The sequence below is a fragment of the Mycobacterium sp. genome, assembly GCF_049281135.1.
Lineage (GTDB): Bacteria > Actinomycetota > Actinomycetes > Mycobacteriales > Mycobacteriaceae > Mycobacterium.
In genome coordinates, this window is the sequence record NZ_JBAPRN010000670.1 from 1 (window position 1) to 17,114 (window position 17,114).

Below are 17,114 nucleotides of genomic sequence, written 5' to 3' on the forward strand. Positions count from 1 at the left end.
TACGTGGCGTTCCTCGGCCTTGAGTCCTACTTCTGCTACTTCGTCATCCGCAACGGAGCGCATGCCAAGCACTTCGTCATGATGCTGGGACTGGGCATCGTCACCGATGCGCTGATGGAGACGATAGGCATCAATTTGCGGACCTACGAGTACTACGGCGTGCAGCCTTACAAGTTCCTCAACTTCCCCTACTGGTGGGGCTTCATCAATGGCGGCTCATTCGTCACCATTGGCGCGATGTTGGCCTTCGCGGTGCCGCGCCTGAAGGGGGCGCACAAATTGTGGTTGTTGCTCGTCGCGCCGACCGGCATGATGATGAACTACTTCGGGATAGGCTGGATTCACCTTCTCGCACACAACTCGACGCTGCCGGTGGCGGCGCGCTGGGTGGCCACCACCATCATGATGGCGATGATGGTTGGCTGGATGTTCGTCCTGCACAAGCTCGTCGGGCGACCGCAGTCTCTGCCGGCACCGAACTGGACTCTGTGGCGGATCTTCGCGTACGGAAAGCTGACGCCGAAGCGCTCGACGCGCATGTCGATGTGGCAGAAGATGTGCGAGGAAGGCGGCGTGAAACCCGGCGACGGAATCGCCACCAACCCCGAGGACCCGACACAGGCGCTGCTTGTCGGCCCGACCGTTGTCTTCGCCAACGGCGCAACCTCGGCTCCTCGTTCGGACAAAGCCGCGGTCTAAACCATCGTCGTCGTGGGTCGTCCGGGCAGCCCCGGGCGATTTGAGCCTCGGGAAGAAGGGATTTCTGCGATGACACCGGGTATTCAGAAGACGATGGCGATCAGCGGCGCAGCGTTCGTGCTGCTGTTGTTCCCGGCGATCATCATGACCGGTTTGCTTCCACCGATATCACCGATGCGGACCGCCGACGAGATAGCTCGGTTCTGGTCGACGAATACCGGGCTGAAACGGCTGGGGCTCGTCATTTTGCTGGCCGCTGCGGGCCTACAGGCGCCATTTGGTGCGCTTATGGCAGTTCGCATCAGGCAGATGGAGGGCGGACGTTATTCCCCGCTTGCCTACACGCAGCTTGTCGGGACGGGGCTAGCGGTGGTTGCGATCATCATGCCGACCTTTGCCTTCGCGGCGGCGTCCTACCGTCCCGAGCGCGATCCCCAGATCACCCAGGCCCTCAACGACCTCGGATGGCTGCCGTTTGTCATGAACTGGCCGGCCGCCACGATCCAGTGCTTGGCCATCGGATTTGCGATCCTCGGTGCGACACATGCGATTTGGCCTCGGTGGCTGGGCTACTTCAACCTCTGGTGTGCGTTCATCTTCGCCGCCGGCGGTTTGGTGGTGTTGTTCAAGGACGGCGTCTTCGCGTGGAATGGCCTACTGGCATTCTGGATGGTGGCGGTGTTCTTCGGACTGTGGTTCCTGATCATGGCGTGGCAACTGTGGGTGAGCGTCGCGGCCTCAGAAGGCGACTCCGTCGCACTGGCGATGTCTGAGAATGAAACTGCGCGCAGTCCGCTGCAACGATGACCCTCCTCCGGCGGTCCGGCGCACCCGGTACGTCCGCCGACCGAGGCCGGAGAGTGCCCGGCGAAGAAGGTATTTGGGTTTTCGTACTGGGCGACATGACGGTGTTCGCTTTGTTCTTTGCGACGTTCATGTACTCCCGAGGCAAGAACCATGCAGTGTTCGCACGCGACCACGCCGAGCTGCACGTTTCGCTCGGTACCGTCAATACCGTTCTGCTGCTGTCTAGTTCGCTGCTGGTGGCGCTGGCCGTCCAGCGGGTCCTCGCCGGGAGGCACGCGGGCGCGTGGCAGCTCATCGCGGGCGCGTTGTGCTGCGGAGCGGGCTTTGTCGCCGTCAAGGCTGTCGAATGGACCCAGCTGTTCGCGGCTCGTAAAGGGGTCGGCAGCGGCGAGTTCTTCTCCTACTACTTCATGTTCACCGGCATCCACCTGATGCACGTGCTGATTGGTCTCGCTGTTTTGAGTCGGCTGGTCATGGTTATCCGCCGAGCGGAGTTGACCGACAAGCAGGCGCGGCTTTGTGAGACCGGCGGGATCTTCTGGCACATGGTCGACCTGCTGTGGGTGGTCCTGTTCGCACTGTTCTATCTGGTGAGGTGACGATGACCGCGACGCGTCGGGTAACCCTGGTGTGGGTGCTGTTGCTGGCCTTGACCTTCGGATCGTTTCTGGTCGGGGTCGAGCAAGGGGCGGCATTCGCTTCGGCTGGCGCCGCGATCATTGTGGGTATCGCCATGCTCAAGGTGCGGCTGATCGGCATCCACTTCATGGATCTGCGGGTCGCCCCGCGCGCCCTGCGGGCATTGTTCGAAGGCTACGTGCTGGCCGTCTTTCTGGTTCTGCTGGCTCTCGATATCTTCGTCAAGCCTTAGCCGCCCAACGGGCGTCAGCCGGGGAGGCCATGTGCGAGTTGGTCGAAGGCCTCGGCAAGGTAGTTGGCGAGTCCGTGTCCTGGGTTTGCGAGATGCGAGCGGAAGGCAACGCGGAACGCGGTGACGGCGGCGCCGGCGATGAGCCGGCCGTGGAAGTCTGAATCGGGGTCGGTGTCGCGTTCCTGGGCGAACAGTGCGGCGACGGCGTCTTCCCAGGTGAGGCAGTACTCGAGGTAGCGGGCGATCAGCGCGGGTTCGGTGTGGAAGAGGCGGACGCGCCGCAGGGTGGTGGGGTCTTCAGTCTCCCAGCGGGTGGCGTTGCTGATGAACGCTGCGCGGATCGTCTGCCAGGCGGTGGCGTGGTCGGGGCGTGCGAACTCGGCCTTCATCGCTTCGAGTCGTTCGTCAAGGTCGTAGAAGATCGGGTCCTCCTTGCGCGCGAAGTGGCGGAAGAAGGTGCTCTGCGAGATGTCGGCGGCGTCGGCGATTTCCTCCGTCGTGGTCGCGCTGAAGCCCTTGGCCTCGAACAGCTCGACGGCGGCTTGTGCGATGTCGCGTCGCGCGCGGGCTCGTCGGCGTTCTTTGGCGGGCGTGGTCGCACTCATGCGTCGATGGTAGCGATTATCATCTTGACAGTCACTGTCATTCTAAAGATGATTGTCACTAGAGGTGGATCGATGGAAGAGCCCGGACGACGGAATCGAGAGGTAGGTCTGCAGATGTCGGTGAAGTTTGGTCTGATCGGCGCGATGTATCCGCCGATGGACAAGGCGCTTGAGTCGATCCCGCGCGCGGAGAAGCTGGGTTGGCGGTTCATCGACTTCCCGGACCAGATGACCTCGACCAACCCGTCGGGGATGCTCAAGCCGCCGGTCTCGGCGTCGGATCCGGGCGCGCCGACGAGCTTCTTCTCGGACGTGTTCTTCGGGTCGATGGAAATGTGTGCTGCAGCGGCTGTGCTGACGCGCGAGATGGAGATCCTGTTGGCGGTGATCGATCCGTTACGCCGGTCGCCGGCGGTGATGGCCCAAGAGATGATGACGTTGCAGCACATGTCGAACGGGCGAATGACCTTTGCGATCGGCGCGGGGGAGAACAAGCAGTTCGAGCCATATGGCGAGGTGCGCTCCAAACCGTTCACGCGGCTTGAGGAGGCGGTCCACACATGGATCGCGCTGTGGGAGTCGGAGGGCAAGCCGATCAATCGCGAGTCGGAGTTCTGGCCGTTGAAGGAGGCGGTGTTCCCGATCCCGATGCACGCTGGCGGCGCTCCGGAGCTGTTGTTCGTCGGCGCCGGCGAGCGGATCCAACGGCTCGCTGCCACTGTTGGCAATGGCTGGCTGACCTATCTGCCGGGCGGGTCGGGGAACGACAACGTCATGATGAAGGCCCTGATCGACAACATCAAAGAGCGCGCGCACGACGTTGGCCGCGATCCCCAGAAGCTCCGGTTCAACGCGCAGGTGTGCACGATCCTGGCCGACGATGACGACACGGCGTGGAAGATGGCGCGGCATCCCAACAATGGGTGGATCGCGATCGCGGCGGCGTCGATCGATTCGTCGAAAACGTGGGAGAAGTGGGGATACGAGCACCCGCTCGGCGATTTCAACTGGTCGCGCGATGTCAACGTGAACATCGTTACAAAGGAGAAGGCCGAGGAGCTCACCGCCGGCATTCCGGACGAGGTGACTGACTTCGCGCTGGTATGGGGCGGCCCGGAGCGGGTCGCGCAGCGTGTCCAGGAGATGATCGACGCCGGCATCAACGAGGTCAGTTTCTTCAACATGGCAGCCTCAGCCGACCCCGAGTACGCCGTGCACTGGGATCGGCAGATCTCCGATGTGATCCAGCGCCTCGGCGGTGAGCCGCTGAACATCGAGCGGCCGGTCGAAGTGGCGTGACGGCCCCGGCAGTCCCCAACATTCGCTCCTACACGAGGCCACGACCATGAACCGACTCAAAGACAAGGTCGCCGTGATCACCGGCGCCGGCTCCGGCATCGGCCGCGCCGCCGCGCAGCTCTTCCACGCGCAGGCCGCACAGCTCGTCCTCGCAGATATCACCGGCGCCCAGAACGATGTCGCTGCCGGGCTCGGTGACGGCGTGCTTGCCGTCCAGGCTGACGTCTCGTCGGCGTCGGACGTGGAGGCGCTAATCGACGCGGCGGTGCAGCGGTTCGGTCGAGTGGACGTCCTCTTCAACAACGCTGGGATCGACGGCGTGCTCGGCCCGGTCGAGGAGTGCACGCTGGAGAACTTCGAGCACGTCATGGCGGTGAACCTCCGCGGCGTGTTTCTCGGCATCAAGTTCGCGCTGCCGATCATGAAACGCCAGGAGTCGGGGTCGATCATCAACACCGCTTCGGTTGCAGGGATCGTCGGAATGCCGATGCTCAGCGCGTACTGCGCGAGCAAAGGCGGCGTCGTCCAGCTGACGAAGGCCGTCGCCGGCGAGGTCGCGTCCACCGGCATCCGCGTGAACGCGATCTGCCCGGGCATCATCGACACGCCGCTGCTGCAGAAGCTGACCGAGACGCACCGGGACCTCACCGCCGGCGCCGAGATGATGACCCCAATGGCCCGGCGTGGGCAGCCCGAGGAGATTGCCCAAGTCGCGTTGTTCCTTGCCAGCGATGAGTCCTCGTTCGTAACCGGCACCGCCTACCCCGCCGACGGCGGGCTGACCTCATGGTGAAGGACACGGCGACACCGGACACCGCGAACGCAATCGACGTGCTCGTCCAGACGATGACGGCCTTTCAGAACGGCAACGTTGATGCCGCCGCGGCGCTGATGCATCCCGACATCCGCTGGCACAGCCCCGGTCGCAGTCAGCCGGCGGCCGGCACCCACGTCGGGCGCGGGAATGTCCTTTCCGCGTTCGGGATCATCGCCGGCCAGCCCGGCACACTCAGCCTCGAATTGCTGGACACTCTCGAGGGCCAGCACCACGCCGGAGTCCTCTACATCCACCGCCGCGAGCGGCATGGCACGACACTCGAAGCGCGAATCTGTCTCATAGCGACGGCCAGCAACGGACAACTCACCGAAGCGTGGGAGCACATCTATGACCAAAACGCTTTCGACGCCTTCTACGGGCCGCGCCAATAGCTGGCGAACCGCTCGCCGCGGTGCGGGCTGAAAACGTCTCGGCCCGTGTCATCGTGCTCGAGTTGTGGAGCGAGGATCAATGCGAACGATCGTTCTTTTCGGCGTTGACTGGGTCCTCTTTACATGTATTCTGATACAGGTCGTCGCAAAAATGAGCGCACAGAGATCGAGTGATGGTCAGGGAACCGTGACAATGCGGAGTTCGAAACACCGGCGCCCGTGGTTGCGCAGACGCCGCCGGGCGAGCACAGACATTGCGCAATGGGAGCGTGCTGACCGCGAGTGGGCGGGAATCGACTGGACCCCGTACACACACGACGCGGACGTGCGCGGGCGACGCGTACGGTACGTGGACGTCGGAACCGGTCGTCCGGTGGTGCTGGTGCACGGCCAGGGAGGGGCGTGGCAATGGTGGCTGCGCATCTTGCCGGCCGTCGCGCGGCACGCCCGTGTGATCGCGCTTGACCTCGCCGGCTTCGGCGCATCAGAACCCGTGGCCGCCGGTGATGTCTTCGCGGAACAGGTCGCGACGGTAATAGGACTCCTGGATGAGCTGCGCCTGGCGAGGGCGACGATCGTGGGGCACTCGATGGGCGGCCTCGTCTCACTCAAGGTGGCATGCGACCATCCCGGCCGGGTCGACGGTTTGATGTTGATCGACTCGGGCAGCGACAACATCGGTGCACTGCGATTGCGGGCGATCTTGTTGGGCTTCCGGTTATTCGACAAGGTGTTCGGATTCCCCGCCGTGCCGCGGGCTATCGCGCGGTGGCGGTACTTGCGGACCGCACTGTTTGCACTCGCCGTATCAGAACCGCGCTGCATCACGCGATCGCTCGCCGACGAGTTGGTGCCGAGGATGGCGGCTCCGGGATTCATCGCCGGCGCGCAAGCCGCCGGAAGGGCGGTGGCGAAGGCTAACCCCGGGGCGGTACGCGCGCCCGCATTGGTGCTGTGGGGCCGCCGAGACCGAATCGTTCCGCTCTCCTCGGGGCGTCAGCTGGCAGACGCCATTCCTCATGCACGGCTGGTGGTCCTCGATGACGTGGCACACTGCGCGATGCTCGAGAAGGCCGCCGAGACCGCGGCTCTCATCATCGATTTCGCCCGCAATCCGATGGCTGACAGCGCCTCGGCCGGATCCGCTACGGATCCGCTGGATAAAGGTGATGGTCAGCTCGATCTCCGAACTCCCACATGGGAGCCAGGTTCCGGACGGGAGAAGTCAGGATGACAACAGAGCAAGAGCAACTGTGGTCTGACTTAGAAAGCTGGGGACGCGATCCCGCGTTGTCCGAACTGGATGCGCTGATGTGGCGCACAGATCGGCACCCGCAGGGTGCGTGGTCTGGGGTTGTACTTCAGCTGCTTGACACGGTTCCCGACTGGGAGCGGCTCCGGGCCGCCCATGAATGGTTCGTCGAGATCGTTCCCCGGTTCGCGCAGCGCGTGATTGATCCGCTGGTCCCGGTAGGGCCGCCGATGTGGGCGGACGATCCGTCATTTGACCTGGACTTCCACCTGCGGCGGGTGTCACTGCCTGCGCCGGGTGCGCACCGTCAGCTGCTCGAACTCGCGCAAACGATCGGACTAACGCCGCTGGACCGGTCCCGACCACCCTGGGAGGGCTATCTCGTAGAAGGGCTCGAGGATGGCCGTGCGGCCTACGTCATGCACGCTCACCACGTCTTCATGGATGGGCTGGCGCTGGCGCGGCTGCATGAGCGTGTCCTGAACACGAGCCGGAAGCATCAGACCGACAAACCCACGCCGGCGCGCAAACCTGTGCGGCGCAGTCCTATCGGTGTCGCGGCTCAGCAGCTCGGCCAACAGATTACCGGCACCCCGAAGGCTATTGTCGGAGGCGGACGCGCCCTCATCAAAGCGCTTGGCGACCTTCGCTCGACCGCTGATTACGTGTCGTCGCTGGCCCGGGTGGCGGGGCCGCCGCCGAAGAATCCGTCGAAGATCCTTCGTGGCGGATCGCGAAGGATGTGGCGATTCGGGACCATGGAATGTGAATTCGACGACCTACGACGTGCGGCAAAGGCCGCCGGCGGCACGCTTAATGACGCATTCGTCAGCGCGCTGCTCGGAGGGCTGCGGCGTTACTGCGCCGCCAACGGCGAAGATCTGGGCGACGTGCCGATTTCGATGCCGGTGGCGATGCGCGCTGCTGATAACGCCACGGGCGGAAACGATTTCGCCGCGGCGTACTTTCTTGTGCCCTCCGGTGTAGAAGACCCTGCCGAACGGATCCGCGCGATGCGCGAGCGGGTCCATCATGTGCGATCTGAACCCGCGCTGGGATTCCTCGGCGCCATCACCCCCATTCTCAACCGCACCCCCTCGGGTGTGGCCGCGGCGATCCTTGGTTCTGTCGGTGGAGCGGTGCTCACGACCAGCTCGTGGCCAGGGATAACCGAGGACCGCTACATCGCCGGTGCGCGCTTCGACCGGATGTACGTCTTTGCGCCTTTGCCCGGCACCGTTTTGACGTCGGCGATGTGCACTCACTGCGGCGTGTGTTGCATCGCGATGAACGCCGACGGAGAGGTGTTCAAAGACCTGGATCTGCTGTGGCACTCGATGCAGGAGAGTCTCGACGAGATCCTCGCGCTGGGCTCGTCACCATAACGTCGAGCCCGTCCGGCGTAGGTAGTTCACCGCGGTGCCGCGGCGTCCAAAGCCACTGTCGCTGCCAGGGTGTCGCGAGGATTGGAGTAGGCCGCGGCCATCACCTGCAGGAACCGAGCGTCGGCGAACGCGTGCGAGATGGGGTACTCGCGCATGTAGCCGTATCCACCATGCAGTTGCAGGGACTGGTCGACCGCCTGGCCACAGACCCTGTTTGCGATGAGGCGAGCGGCCGCCGCGTCGGCGACATCGAGCGCGCCGATGCTACGCGCGTGCACGCAGGAATCGACGAATACAGTCACGCTGGCCAGCTCAGCCCAGAGTTCGGCCAAGCGGAACCGGGTGTTTTCGAACTCCGCCAGCGGGCGGCCGAAGATTTTTCTGGCGTGCACGTAATCCACGGCCAACGCCGTCGCAGAGCGCGCGCTCGCCAGCGCCAATACGGCAAACCACAGGTCGAGGTCGCGATGCAGGGCGGTAGCGGAGCCGAGACCGCTGGTCGTGTCGGCGTCGCCAAGCGTCACATCGGCCAGTCCGGCGTCACGTCCGGCGAGGTTGTCATCGATGGGTGTGATGGTGACGCCCGGTTGGCCGAGCGGGACCAGGACTATGCACTCGCTGTCGTTCTGCACTAGCAGCGCGTCGGCGATGCGCGCGCCGGCGACGCTGGACAACGTCGCGGGTGCGGGGACGGCAATCAATTGACCTGTGCCGAGCGCGGGCAGCCACCGTTGCTTCTGCTCCGCTGTGCCGTGTTCGAGCAACAATGGGATCGTGACTCCGGCGTGCAGCGCCGAGAGCAGAGCGAGGCCGGTCGCCCCGGCTGCGATTGTTTCCTCGATCAACACAGCGAGGAACCCGAGGTCGTCGGTGCCGCTGCCGCCGAACTCTTCGGGTACTGCGGCGCTGAGGAATCCGGCATCGCCGGCAGCGGCGATGACGCTGCGCGGCATGCCATTCGCACGGCGCCACTCGTCGAGGTTCGGCGCGACTTCGGTTGCAATGAATCGCTTCGCGCTATCGCGAAACGCATGGTGATCGTCGCGGTAGATAAGCCGACGGCTCGAATTCAACGCGGCGCCATCCGGATTGCGCCGTCGAGTCGGATCGTTTCGCCGTTGAGCATGCCGTTGTCGATGATCGACAGTGCCAGACGGGCGAACTCGTCAGGCAGGCCGAGCCGGCTCGGGTGCGGCACGGTGGCCCTCAGTGACGCTCGCACCTCCTCGGAAACCCTTGCCAGCAGCGGTGTATCGAAGATGCCGGGCGCGATCGTACATACCCGGATCGCTTTCGATGCCAGATCCCGCGCGGCGACGATCGTCATGCCGACGATGCCGGCCTTGGACGAGGCGTACGGTATCTGACCGATCTGGCCCTCGAATGCAGCCACGGAGGCTGTAAGGATCACCACGCCGCGATCGCCTTCCAGCGGTTCATTTTTGGCCATCTCGGCGGCGGCCAGGCGCAACACGTTGAACGATCCGATCAAGTTCAGGCCAACGATCTCTGTGTAGGTCTCCAGCGAGCCCGGCGTGCCGTCGTTATTGACCACGCGGACCGGGCCGCCGCGTCCGGCGCAGTGCACTACCGCCCGAAGCGGCCCCGACTCAGCGGCGGCATTCATCACCGCGGCAACGTCCTCAGGGCTGCGGACGTCGCCGGCGATGAACTGCACGGCGTCGCCCAGATCCTTGGCGACCGTTTCGCCGTCGGAGGATGGCAGGTCGACGATGATCACTTTGGAGGCACCGGATTTCACCAGGCGTTCGGCGGTCGCGCGCCCGAGCCCGGAGGCGCCTCCGGTAACAACCGCGGTGATTCCCTCAATCTGCATGCCCTGCGGTTCCTTTCGCGAGTTTCAGAGCCGTTCGATGATCGTGGCGTTGGCCATGCCGCCGGCCTCACACATGGTCTGGAGTCCAAAGCGACCGCCGGTGGCCTCCAGTGCGTGCAACATCGTCGTGAGCAGCCGGGCGCCGGACGCCCCGAGCGGATGACCCAATGCAATGGCGCCGCCCCGCGGATTGAGCCGGGCCGGATCGGCACCGAAATGCTGGGCCCAGGCCATCGGCACCGGGGCGAATGCCTCGTTGACTTCGTAGTGGTCAATGTCGGCCAGCGAAAGCCGCGATCGCCGAAGTGCCCTTTCGGTCGCCGGGATCGGGCCGGTCAGCATCATGATTGGATCGTCGGCGGCGAGCCCGAACGCATGAAAACGCGCCCGCGGGGTCAGGCCCAGCTCGTCGGCGATGTCGTCGCCCATGATCAATACCGCGGCCGCACCGTCGGCAAGCTGTGATGAATTGCCCGGGGTGATGTGCCAGTCGGTGATCTCCGGGAAACGCGCCGCCATCTCGGGCGACTGGAACGAAGATTTGAGCGCTGCCAGTCCCTCGACCGTGGTGGACGGCCGGACGGTCTCGTCGGTCGCCACGACCGCACCGTCCGGTGTGGTGATCGGCACGATCTCGGCGGTGAAGTCAGCCCTGGCCGCGTTCGTGTGTGATGCGGCGGCAAACTCGTCGATCGCGTCGCGGTCGAGTTTCCAACGCGCGGCTACCAGTTCGGCCGAGACGCCCTGTGGAACCAGCCCGGGTGCGTACCGTTCGTTCACCGATGGCCCGAAAGGATCCTGCCCGATGCGTGCGGTGAACATCGGAATACGGCTCATGGATTCGACACCGGCCGCGACGACGATGTCGCACGCTCCCGCAATCACGGCTTGCGCGGCGAAATCCGCGGCCTGCTGGCTGGATCCGCAGGCTCGGTGCACCGCCACCGATGGCACGCTCTCGGGCAGTCCCGCCGACAGCCATGCCCAGCGCCCAACCGGGCCGGACTGTTCGCCGACCTGACTCACGCAGCCGACGATGACGTCATCGACGCGGACCGGGTCGACGTCGTTGCGCGCCATCAGCTGGCCGATCACCTGACCCAGCAACTCCACTGGATGCACGCCGCTCAACGCCCCGCCGGGACGCCCATCCTTGGGTGGCTTGCCCTTGGCCATCGGTGATCGAAGGGCATCGACAACGACTGCGCTACGTGTCATTTGGCTTCTCCTCGTGCCGTCCAGACGGCGTCAGGCGTGCTGTGGGTGGGTGATGGCCGCCGTATCCCAATAGAACGCCCGGATTTCGTGCACCAGCCCATCGACGAACGACCACGCCTCCAGGGCGGAGTTGGGAACGGCATCGTCGGAGCCGGGGCTTTTCCAGTCGAAGGTGATCCAGGCGACCACGTGATCGCCGTCGCCAATGGTCCGCACCAGCTTGAGGTTGGTGGCTCCGGCCTGATTACCGGCTTTGGCGATCCCGGTGAACAGCCCACGCAGCCGACGACTACCTTCCACGCGTCCGCCGTGCGGCAGCGAGGGCGGCCACTCGATCGCGGCGTCCTGGGCAAAGTGGTCGTCGACCGCGGCCGCTATCGCCTCCGCGTCGGCGCCACTGAGCGCGTTATAGAAGTCGGCGACGATCTGGGCGTGCGGGTGCTGCGGCATCGGTTACCTCGCTGTCCGGGAGAGCGGAATATTTTAGAACCCTAACGTCTCATTAAGAACTCGGCAACGGTGGTCCCGCCGAGCCACCCGCGATCATCGTGCCCTGGCTCGTGGCGCAGCGGTTGCCGTTCCGGTCCTCCACGACCACTTCGACGAACTTGGTTCGCTGTCCGCCGCCCAACGCGGTCGCGCGAAAAGTCAACGGTGCCCGAGCGGGTAAGTGAAACTGAATGTGCAAGGAGCCGGTAGCGGGCAACAGTCCCTCTGCGCTCATCCGCATGGTGAGCGCACCCATGACCTGATCGGCAGCGGCAGCGACGATACCGCCGTTGACGGCCCCGTTGGGATTAGGGGTCAGCGTCGAACGTTCCATGCGAAAGGTTGCCGACGCGGGATTCAACTCAACGCACACCAGCCCAATGTCCTGGCAGAACGGCAGCGCGTTGGCCCATGTCAACCAGTCCACCATCTCTCCCGGTGCTGGGTGCCACCACGCGGTGTCGGGCGCGATATGGCCTTCGGGCATCCTCAGCTCCAGTTTCCTCGCCGCTTTTCTGTGCCAATGTAAACGATCGTTCTACAACGATAATCGTCCCAGAGACGGGATGTGACCATTGACACAAATCTACTGATCGGCAATTATGAGACGTTGAACCTTAAAAACGTGGCCCGTCGGCAGAACGTCCGTTCGGGAGTGAGCAAAGACAAGGACAGCAACGGTATGGGACTGGTCGACAGCAAGGTCGCCTTCATCTCCGGGGTAGCGCGGGGGCAGGGCCGCTCGCACGCGGTCCGGCTCGCCGAGGAAGGTGCCGACATCATCGGTTTCGACATCTGCGCCGACGATGATGCGGTGGAATACCCGCTTGCCACCCAAGACGATCTTGACGAGACGGCCAAACTGATCGAGAAGTTCGGCCGTAAGGCATTGCTGAGCGTGGTCGACGTACGGGATCATGAGGCGGTCAAACGTGTCGTCGACGACGGCGTGGCTGAACTGGGGCGATTGGACATAGTCTTGGCGAATGCCGGGGTCATGGCCATCACCGGCGAGCAGCGGCTGCGGCGCGAGGCCTTCCTGGCCGGTATCGACATCATGCTTACCGGTGTGTTCAACACGGTGATGCCGGCAATCCCGCACGTTCGGGCCGGCGGGCGCGGGGGGTCGATCGTGATCACCAGCTCGACCGCGGGTTTGGTCGGCGGACTTGGCGACGGCTCGCCGGGCGTGCTGGGTTACACCGCCTCCAAACACGCCGTGGTCGGCCTGATGCGTGCGTGGGCCAATGTGCTGGCGCCAGAGAACATTCGCGTCAACACCGTGCACCCGACCGGAGTCAACTCCCCGATGATCGCCAACGAAGCCTTCGGCCGGTACGTTCAGGAGTTCCCGACAATCGCTCAGAATCTGCAAAATCCGCTGCCGGTGCCCAACGGATTGCTCGAGCCGCAAGATGTCACGGACTCGATCATGCACCTCATCTCTGACGCGGGCCGCTACATCACCGGCACGACTTACGTCATGGATGCCGGATTCATCAACAACCGCTGATCTTTTGGAGCCGCGCAGCGGAAGGAGTCAAAAATGACCCAGACGGCGATACGGCCGGAGAACCCGAGGCGGGCTCAACCGTCTCTGGCTGTCGTCGCGGCGTCGCGCACGTCGGCGCCGGTGCAATGGTGGGCGGCCGCCGGCGCGGTCTACCTGGTGATCATGGTGGCGGTGCTGACCCACTGGGTCCTGAGCCCGTTGTTCAAGACCGTGCCGGTGGGGCCGACCCCGGTGCCGACCTTTATGAAGGTCGCGGTCGTATTCTTCGAGGTCATCTCGATTCCGGCCGTCCTGGCCTGCTTTTACTTCATGGTCGTCAGGCCGTTGCGACGCGACGGCAAACTCAGCGTGGACGGGGCGCTGACGATCGCATTTGCGACGGTGTGGTTCCAGGATCCGTTGTCCGCGTACAGCGGCACCTGGTTCACCTACAACGCCTGGGCGCTCAACTTCGGCTCCTGGGCCAACAGTGTTCCCTTTGCGACCGGCAAGGCCGCACCCGGAGCGATGCTGGTCGAGCCGATTCTGATCGTCCCCGGGGCATATGTGTATTGCTTCGTGGTGGCAATGTTCGCCGGATCCTGGGTAATGCGCACCGCACGCAACCGCTGGCCGCAACTGAGCGCGGTCAAGCTCGGTGCAATCTGTGTCATCGCCATGTTCGCCTTCGACATCGTGCTGGAAGGCGTCATGTTCATGCCATTGGGGATCTGGGAGTACCCGGGCGGGCACTTCAATATCTTCCCGAACACCTACCACAAGTTCCCGCTGACCGAGATGATCACGGCCGGTTCGGCATTCGCGGCGGTTGCCATTTTGCGATTCTTCAAAAACGACCGCGGCGAAACGCTCGCCGACCGCGGTGTCGAGTCGCTGAAGGTCTCGGATCGTCGCAAGAGTGCCCTGCGCGCGTTGGCGATGATCGGTTTCGTCAATATGTTGTTCTTCGTCCTCTACAACGTGCTCAACACGTGGACCGCGACGCGCATGGCGGACTGGCCGGCGGACCTGCAGCAGCGCTCGTATTTGACCAATGGTCTGTGCGGTGAGGGAACCGATCAGATGTGCCCCGGGCCGGCTAATCCGCAGTTCCGCAACGACAACCGCGACCCCAACGGAGGATCGGCACACCTCGACCCCAACGGCAATCTCGTCGTGCCTCCTCACACCACACTGCCGGCCATGGTGCCCTTCTACCGCGGAAAGTAGTGCGAGGCGCGATATTCCATCAATAACCAGATTCGCTGTCCTGGCATCCGCGGTTGCCTCACGGCCGCTATCCGTCGAACAGACGCACACCGAAGCCACACATACCGACGGGCGTACGGTGTTCGTCGCCGCGAGCCTGGATTCGGTGGATGTGTGTGACGCGGTCGTAGCGCAGGCCGCACTGCTGGCCGGTGGTGCGCTGCGCAAGGACCTGATGATGCGGCTGGCGCGGCATCATCCCGCTGTGGTGCAGCGCTACCTTGCTCTGGAACTGGGCCGTGTTGCCGAGCAACTGGATCATGCCTTGCCAGGACGAACTAGTCGCCGGATCAAATCGACTGTGTTGCAGCCGTTCTCGGCGTGCAGCGAAGAGTCGTTCGATCGTGCGCTGGGCCGCGAGCGCATCCCGTCGCTGCCGGCATGGGCCGGCGTGTTAAGGCCTTCCCGACTGCGGCGGGTCATCGACGAGGACCTTCGGGCCTCGCCAACCGATCGCGACCTGCTGCGCCTGGGCCAGCTTGAAGAAGAAGACCCTCGACAAGACGACGACGCGGCGGACGAGACCGACGAAAGCAAGATCGTCAATCTTTTGTCCGCCCCGGGAGTACCCAACCCGCTCGGGGACGCAATTCAGAAGCTGCTCGGGATGGGCCGCAGTGGCCGGGACAAGAACGAAGGGTCCGTCGAAATCCCAGTGGCCAAACAACGATTCGGGCCCGTCGGACGAAACGCGAGGAAGGGTTCACTGGGGCGGCTACTGTCCGCGGTGCTTGAACCGGCTCCAGTCGTCGGCACGCGTTATCCCGAGTGGGACTGCCACAAGGGCTCCTACCGCTCCAACTGGTGCGCGGTCGCCGAATACGATCCGGCGGACATCGAATCCGCACGCGACAGGGACTCGGCACGGCCTTTCCTGCTGCGCCCGCTCGCTCGAGTTGGAATCGAGCCGCAACGTCATCGACGCCAGGCAGAAGGCGATTCGTTGGATCTGTCGGCACTGCTGGACTACGAGACCGACCGCCGGCACGGCGACAACCCCGATCCCTACATCTACGAGAGCGGTCGACTGACCAAGCGCGACCTCTCGGTTCTCGTCCTGCTGGACTGTTCGGGCTCGACCGCGGAAGACTCCGGCGGCCGAGTGGTGTTCGAGGAGGAACGCCGACTAGCGGGCGACCTCACGGTGGCGCTGGAAAGGCTGGGCGATCGGGTTGGGACATACGGGTTCTACTCGCGCGGAAAAGACGCGGTGCGGTTCCTGAGGGTCAAGAATTTCAACGCGAGGTTCGACACAGCCGCCAAACGGCGCCTGCAGTCGGTTCAACCGTCCGGGTTCACTCGGACCGGTGCCGCGATCAGACACGCCACGCATGTCCTGGAATCGCAAGCGCTGGCAAAGAATATGGTGTTGCTGGTAATTGGCGACGGGCTGCCTTACGACGACGGCTACGAGGATCGGTATGCACGCGCCGACGCGCGGCGGGCGATTCAGGAAGCAGTGCTGCGAGGGATCGGCGTTGCCGGAATCGGCATCCGGTCATCGACCGAACCAGACGTTCTCGAGGACGTGTGGTCGGACGCATCGTTTAGGGTGATCGGACAATGCGACGATATCCAGCGACATCTGCGCGGCCTGCTGCTCAACGCGCTGAGCGTGACCCGCAGCAACGGGCGGCGGCGCGAACTGCTGTCCGAAGAACACCACGGATACCTACGGTCGCTGCACGCGGCCAGGCGCAACGCCATGAACACATATGCGTGATCCTGTGAGGCGGGGATGAGTGAATTGGCAATGGATCAGCAGGATTTGATGCGTGACATTGATCAGAGGAAACGCCGCTACCTCTCCGTCGGTGATGAAGTCGACGTGTTTGACGCGGCCTGGCGCTCGGGTCTTCCGGTGATGTTGAAGGGGCCGACCGGTTGCGGTAAGACTCGGCTCGTCGAGCACATGGCGGACCGGTTCGGGGTGCCGCTGTTCACCGTATGCTGCCACGAGGACATGACGTCGTCGGATCTGTTGGGCCGCTTTGTCCTGCGTGATTCGCATACCGAGTGGGTGGACGGTCCGCTGACACAGGCGGTGCGCCAAGGCGGCATCTGCTATCTCGATGAGGTTGTGGAGGCCCGCCAAGACGCGATCGTCGCGGTGCACTCACTCTCTGATCACCGGCGCGAACTTAACATCGAGCGACTCGGCGGGCTCAAGCTGCAAGCGGCACAAGGCTTTCAGCTCGTCGTGTCCTACAACCCCGGCTATCAGAGCGTCCTCAAGGACCTCAAGATGTCGACGCGCCAACGCCTCGTCGGCATCGATCTGGACTTCCCACCACCGGACCTGGAGACGAAGATCCTGCGCCAGGAAAGCGGGCTTGACTCCGAGATTCTCGACGACATCATCCGGCTCGGCCAGGCGATCCGGCGCCTGGATGACGTCGCATTGCGGGAGACGGCATCCACTCGTGCGCTCGTCGCCACGGCCAGCCTGGTGCGGGCCGGTCTACGCCCGCGCGCGGCGGCGGTGTCGGCGATTGCCAGTCCACTGACCGACGATGCGGAGACCCGTGACCGGTTGACGGTGCTGATCGAGTCGTATCTCTGAGCTTTAGAACTCAGGACGCGGTGCTTGCCGAACGGGCATACCGAGCGGCGCGCCTCGGCGAAACGCCCGCCATTCGCAGCAGCACTTCCGCGCACGTCAGATCGGCCCCGTCGCCGAGC

General features: G+C 64.2%; 19 protein-coding genes. 13 read left to right on the forward strand and 6 right to left on the reverse strand.

All coding sequences use genetic code 11. The features are described from left to right. The 4 genes from WAN02_RS26825 to WAN02_RS26840 form a co-directional block, all read left to right on the forward strand. A partial coding sequence (locus WAN02_RS26825) for a hypothetical protein (RefSeq protein WP_422268103.1) occupies window positions 1-699 on the forward strand: 699 nt, incomplete at its 5' end. 69 nt (window positions 700-768) lie between these two features. After that, window positions 769-1,506: a hypothetical protein gene (locus tag WAN02_RS26830; RefSeq protein WP_422268105.1), complete on the forward strand. Its 738-nt coding sequence runs from the start codon at window positions 769-771 to the stop codon at window positions 1,504-1,506. A 53-nt stretch (window positions 1,507-1,559) separates the two neighbouring features. Beyond that, window positions 1,560-2,105, forward strand: coding sequence for a cytochrome c oxidase subunit 3 (locus WAN02_RS26835; protein ID WP_422268107.1), 546 nt, complete (start codon window positions 1,560-1,562; stop codon window positions 2,103-2,105). Window positions 2,106-2,107: 2 nt separating this feature from the next. Beyond that, window positions 2,108-2,377, forward strand: coding sequence for a cytochrome C oxidase subunit IV family protein (locus tag WAN02_RS26840; protein WP_422268109.1), 270 nt, complete (start codon window positions 2,108-2,110; stop codon window positions 2,375-2,377). A 14-nt stretch (window positions 2,378-2,391) separates the two neighbouring features. On the opposite strand, the gene WAN02_RS26845 is transcribed toward WAN02_RS26840, so the two are convergent. Further along, window positions 2,392-2,982 carry a TetR family transcriptional regulator gene (locus WAN02_RS26845; protein WP_422268111.1) on the reverse strand — a complete coding sequence of 197 codons (591 nt, stop codon included), beginning with the start codon at window positions 2,980-2,982 and terminating at the stop codon, window positions 2,392-2,394. Between the two features lie 72 nt (window positions 2,983-3,054). Here WAN02_RS26845 and WAN02_RS26850 point away from each other — a divergent pair, with 72 nt between their 5' ends. From WAN02_RS26850 to WAN02_RS26870, 5 genes are all read left to right on the forward strand, one after another. After that, on the forward strand, window positions 3,055-4,281 hold the full coding sequence (locus WAN02_RS26850; RefSeq protein WP_422268113.1) for an LLM class flavin-dependent oxidoreductase: 1,227 nt from the start codon (window positions 3,055-3,057) through the stop codon (window positions 4,279-4,281). 46 nt (window positions 4,282-4,327) lie between these two features. Then, entirely contained in the window at window positions 4,328-5,074 is a 747-nt protein-coding gene (locus tag WAN02_RS26855; RefSeq protein ID WP_422268115.1) for an SDR family NAD(P)-dependent oxidoreductase, read from the forward strand. Beyond that, the gene (locus WAN02_RS26860; protein WP_325680196.1) at window positions 5,068-5,490 is read left to right on the forward strand and encodes a nuclear transport factor 2 family protein; all 423 of its coding nucleotides are present in this window, start codon (window positions 5,068-5,070) and stop codon (window positions 5,488-5,490) included. The genes WAN02_RS26855 and WAN02_RS26860 overlap by 7 nt, the downstream gene beginning before the upstream one ends. A 349-nt stretch (window positions 5,491-5,839) precedes the next feature. Continuing rightward, window positions 5,840-6,724 carry an alpha/beta fold hydrolase gene (locus tag WAN02_RS26865; RefSeq protein ID WP_422268118.1) on the forward strand — a complete coding sequence of 295 codons (885 nt, stop codon included), beginning with the start codon at window positions 5,840-5,842 and terminating at the stop codon, window positions 6,722-6,724. Then, window positions 6,721-8,127: a wax ester/triacylglycerol synthase domain-containing protein gene (locus WAN02_RS26870; RefSeq protein ID WP_422268120.1), complete on the forward strand. Its 1,407-nt coding sequence runs from the start codon at window positions 6,721-6,723 to the stop codon at window positions 8,125-8,127. The genes WAN02_RS26865 and WAN02_RS26870 overlap by 4 nt, the downstream gene beginning before the upstream one ends. A gap of 26 nt (window positions 8,128-8,153) precedes the next feature. Here the strand turns inward: WAN02_RS26870 and WAN02_RS26875 are convergent, their stop codons facing one another. From WAN02_RS26875 to WAN02_RS26895, 5 genes are read right to left on the reverse strand one after another with little or no spacing between them, the layout of a single operon-like run. Next, window positions 8,154-9,200, reverse strand: a complete 1,047-nt coding sequence (locus tag WAN02_RS26875) for an acyl-CoA dehydrogenase family protein (protein WP_422268122.1) — start codon at window positions 9,198-9,200, stop codon at window positions 8,154-8,156. Continuing rightward, window positions 9,197-9,964 carry an SDR family NAD(P)-dependent oxidoreductase gene (locus WAN02_RS26880; RefSeq protein WP_422268123.1) on the reverse strand — a complete coding sequence of 256 codons (768 nt, stop codon included), beginning with the start codon at window positions 9,962-9,964 and terminating at the stop codon, window positions 9,197-9,199. Before WAN02_RS26880 ends, WAN02_RS26875 begins: the two co-directional genes overlap by 4 nt. 24 nt (window positions 9,965-9,988) lie before the next feature. After that, window positions 9,989-11,182: a thiolase family protein gene (locus WAN02_RS26885; RefSeq protein ID WP_422268125.1), complete on the reverse strand. Its 1,194-nt coding sequence runs from the start codon at window positions 11,180-11,182 to the stop codon at window positions 9,989-9,991. 30 nt (window positions 11,183-11,212) lie between these two features. Next, complete coding sequence (locus tag WAN02_RS26890) at window positions 11,213-11,632, reverse strand: nuclear transport factor 2 family protein (RefSeq protein ID WP_422268127.1); 420 nt, start codon at window positions 11,630-11,632, stop codon at window positions 11,213-11,215. A gap of 52 nt (window positions 11,633-11,684) precedes the next feature. Continuing rightward, on the reverse strand, window positions 11,685-12,158 hold the full coding sequence (locus WAN02_RS26895; protein WP_422268129.1) for a PaaI family thioesterase: 474 nt from the start codon (window positions 12,156-12,158) through the stop codon (window positions 11,685-11,687). A 195-nt stretch (window positions 12,159-12,353) separates the two neighbouring features. On the opposite strand from WAN02_RS26895, the gene WAN02_RS26900 reads away from it, so the two are divergent. The 4 genes from WAN02_RS26900 (at window position 12,354) to WAN02_RS26915 (ending at window position 16,995) form a co-directional block, all read left to right on the forward strand. After that, window positions 12,354-13,184 carry a mycofactocin-coupled SDR family oxidoreductase gene (locus WAN02_RS26900; protein ID WP_422268135.1) on the forward strand — a complete coding sequence of 277 codons (831 nt, stop codon included), beginning with the start codon at window positions 12,354-12,356 and terminating at the stop codon, window positions 13,182-13,184. A gap of 33 nt (window positions 13,185-13,217) precedes the next feature. Then, on the forward strand, window positions 13,218-14,393 hold the full coding sequence (locus WAN02_RS26905; RefSeq protein WP_422268131.1) for a spirocyclase AveC family protein: 1,176 nt from the start codon (window positions 13,218-13,220) through the stop codon (window positions 14,391-14,393). Between the two features lie 118 nt (window positions 14,394-14,511). Then, on the forward strand, window positions 14,512-16,155 hold the full coding sequence (locus tag WAN02_RS26910; RefSeq protein WP_422268133.1) for a nitric oxide reductase activation protein NorD: 1,644 nt from the start codon (window positions 14,512-14,514) through the stop codon (window positions 16,153-16,155). Between the two features lie 48 nt (window positions 16,156-16,203). Then, window positions 16,204-16,995, forward strand: a complete 792-nt coding sequence (locus WAN02_RS26915) for a CbbQ/NirQ/NorQ/GpvN family protein (RefSeq protein ID WP_422268137.1) — start codon at window positions 16,204-16,206, stop codon at window positions 16,993-16,995. Window positions 16,996-17,114 lie beyond the last annotated feature (119 nt).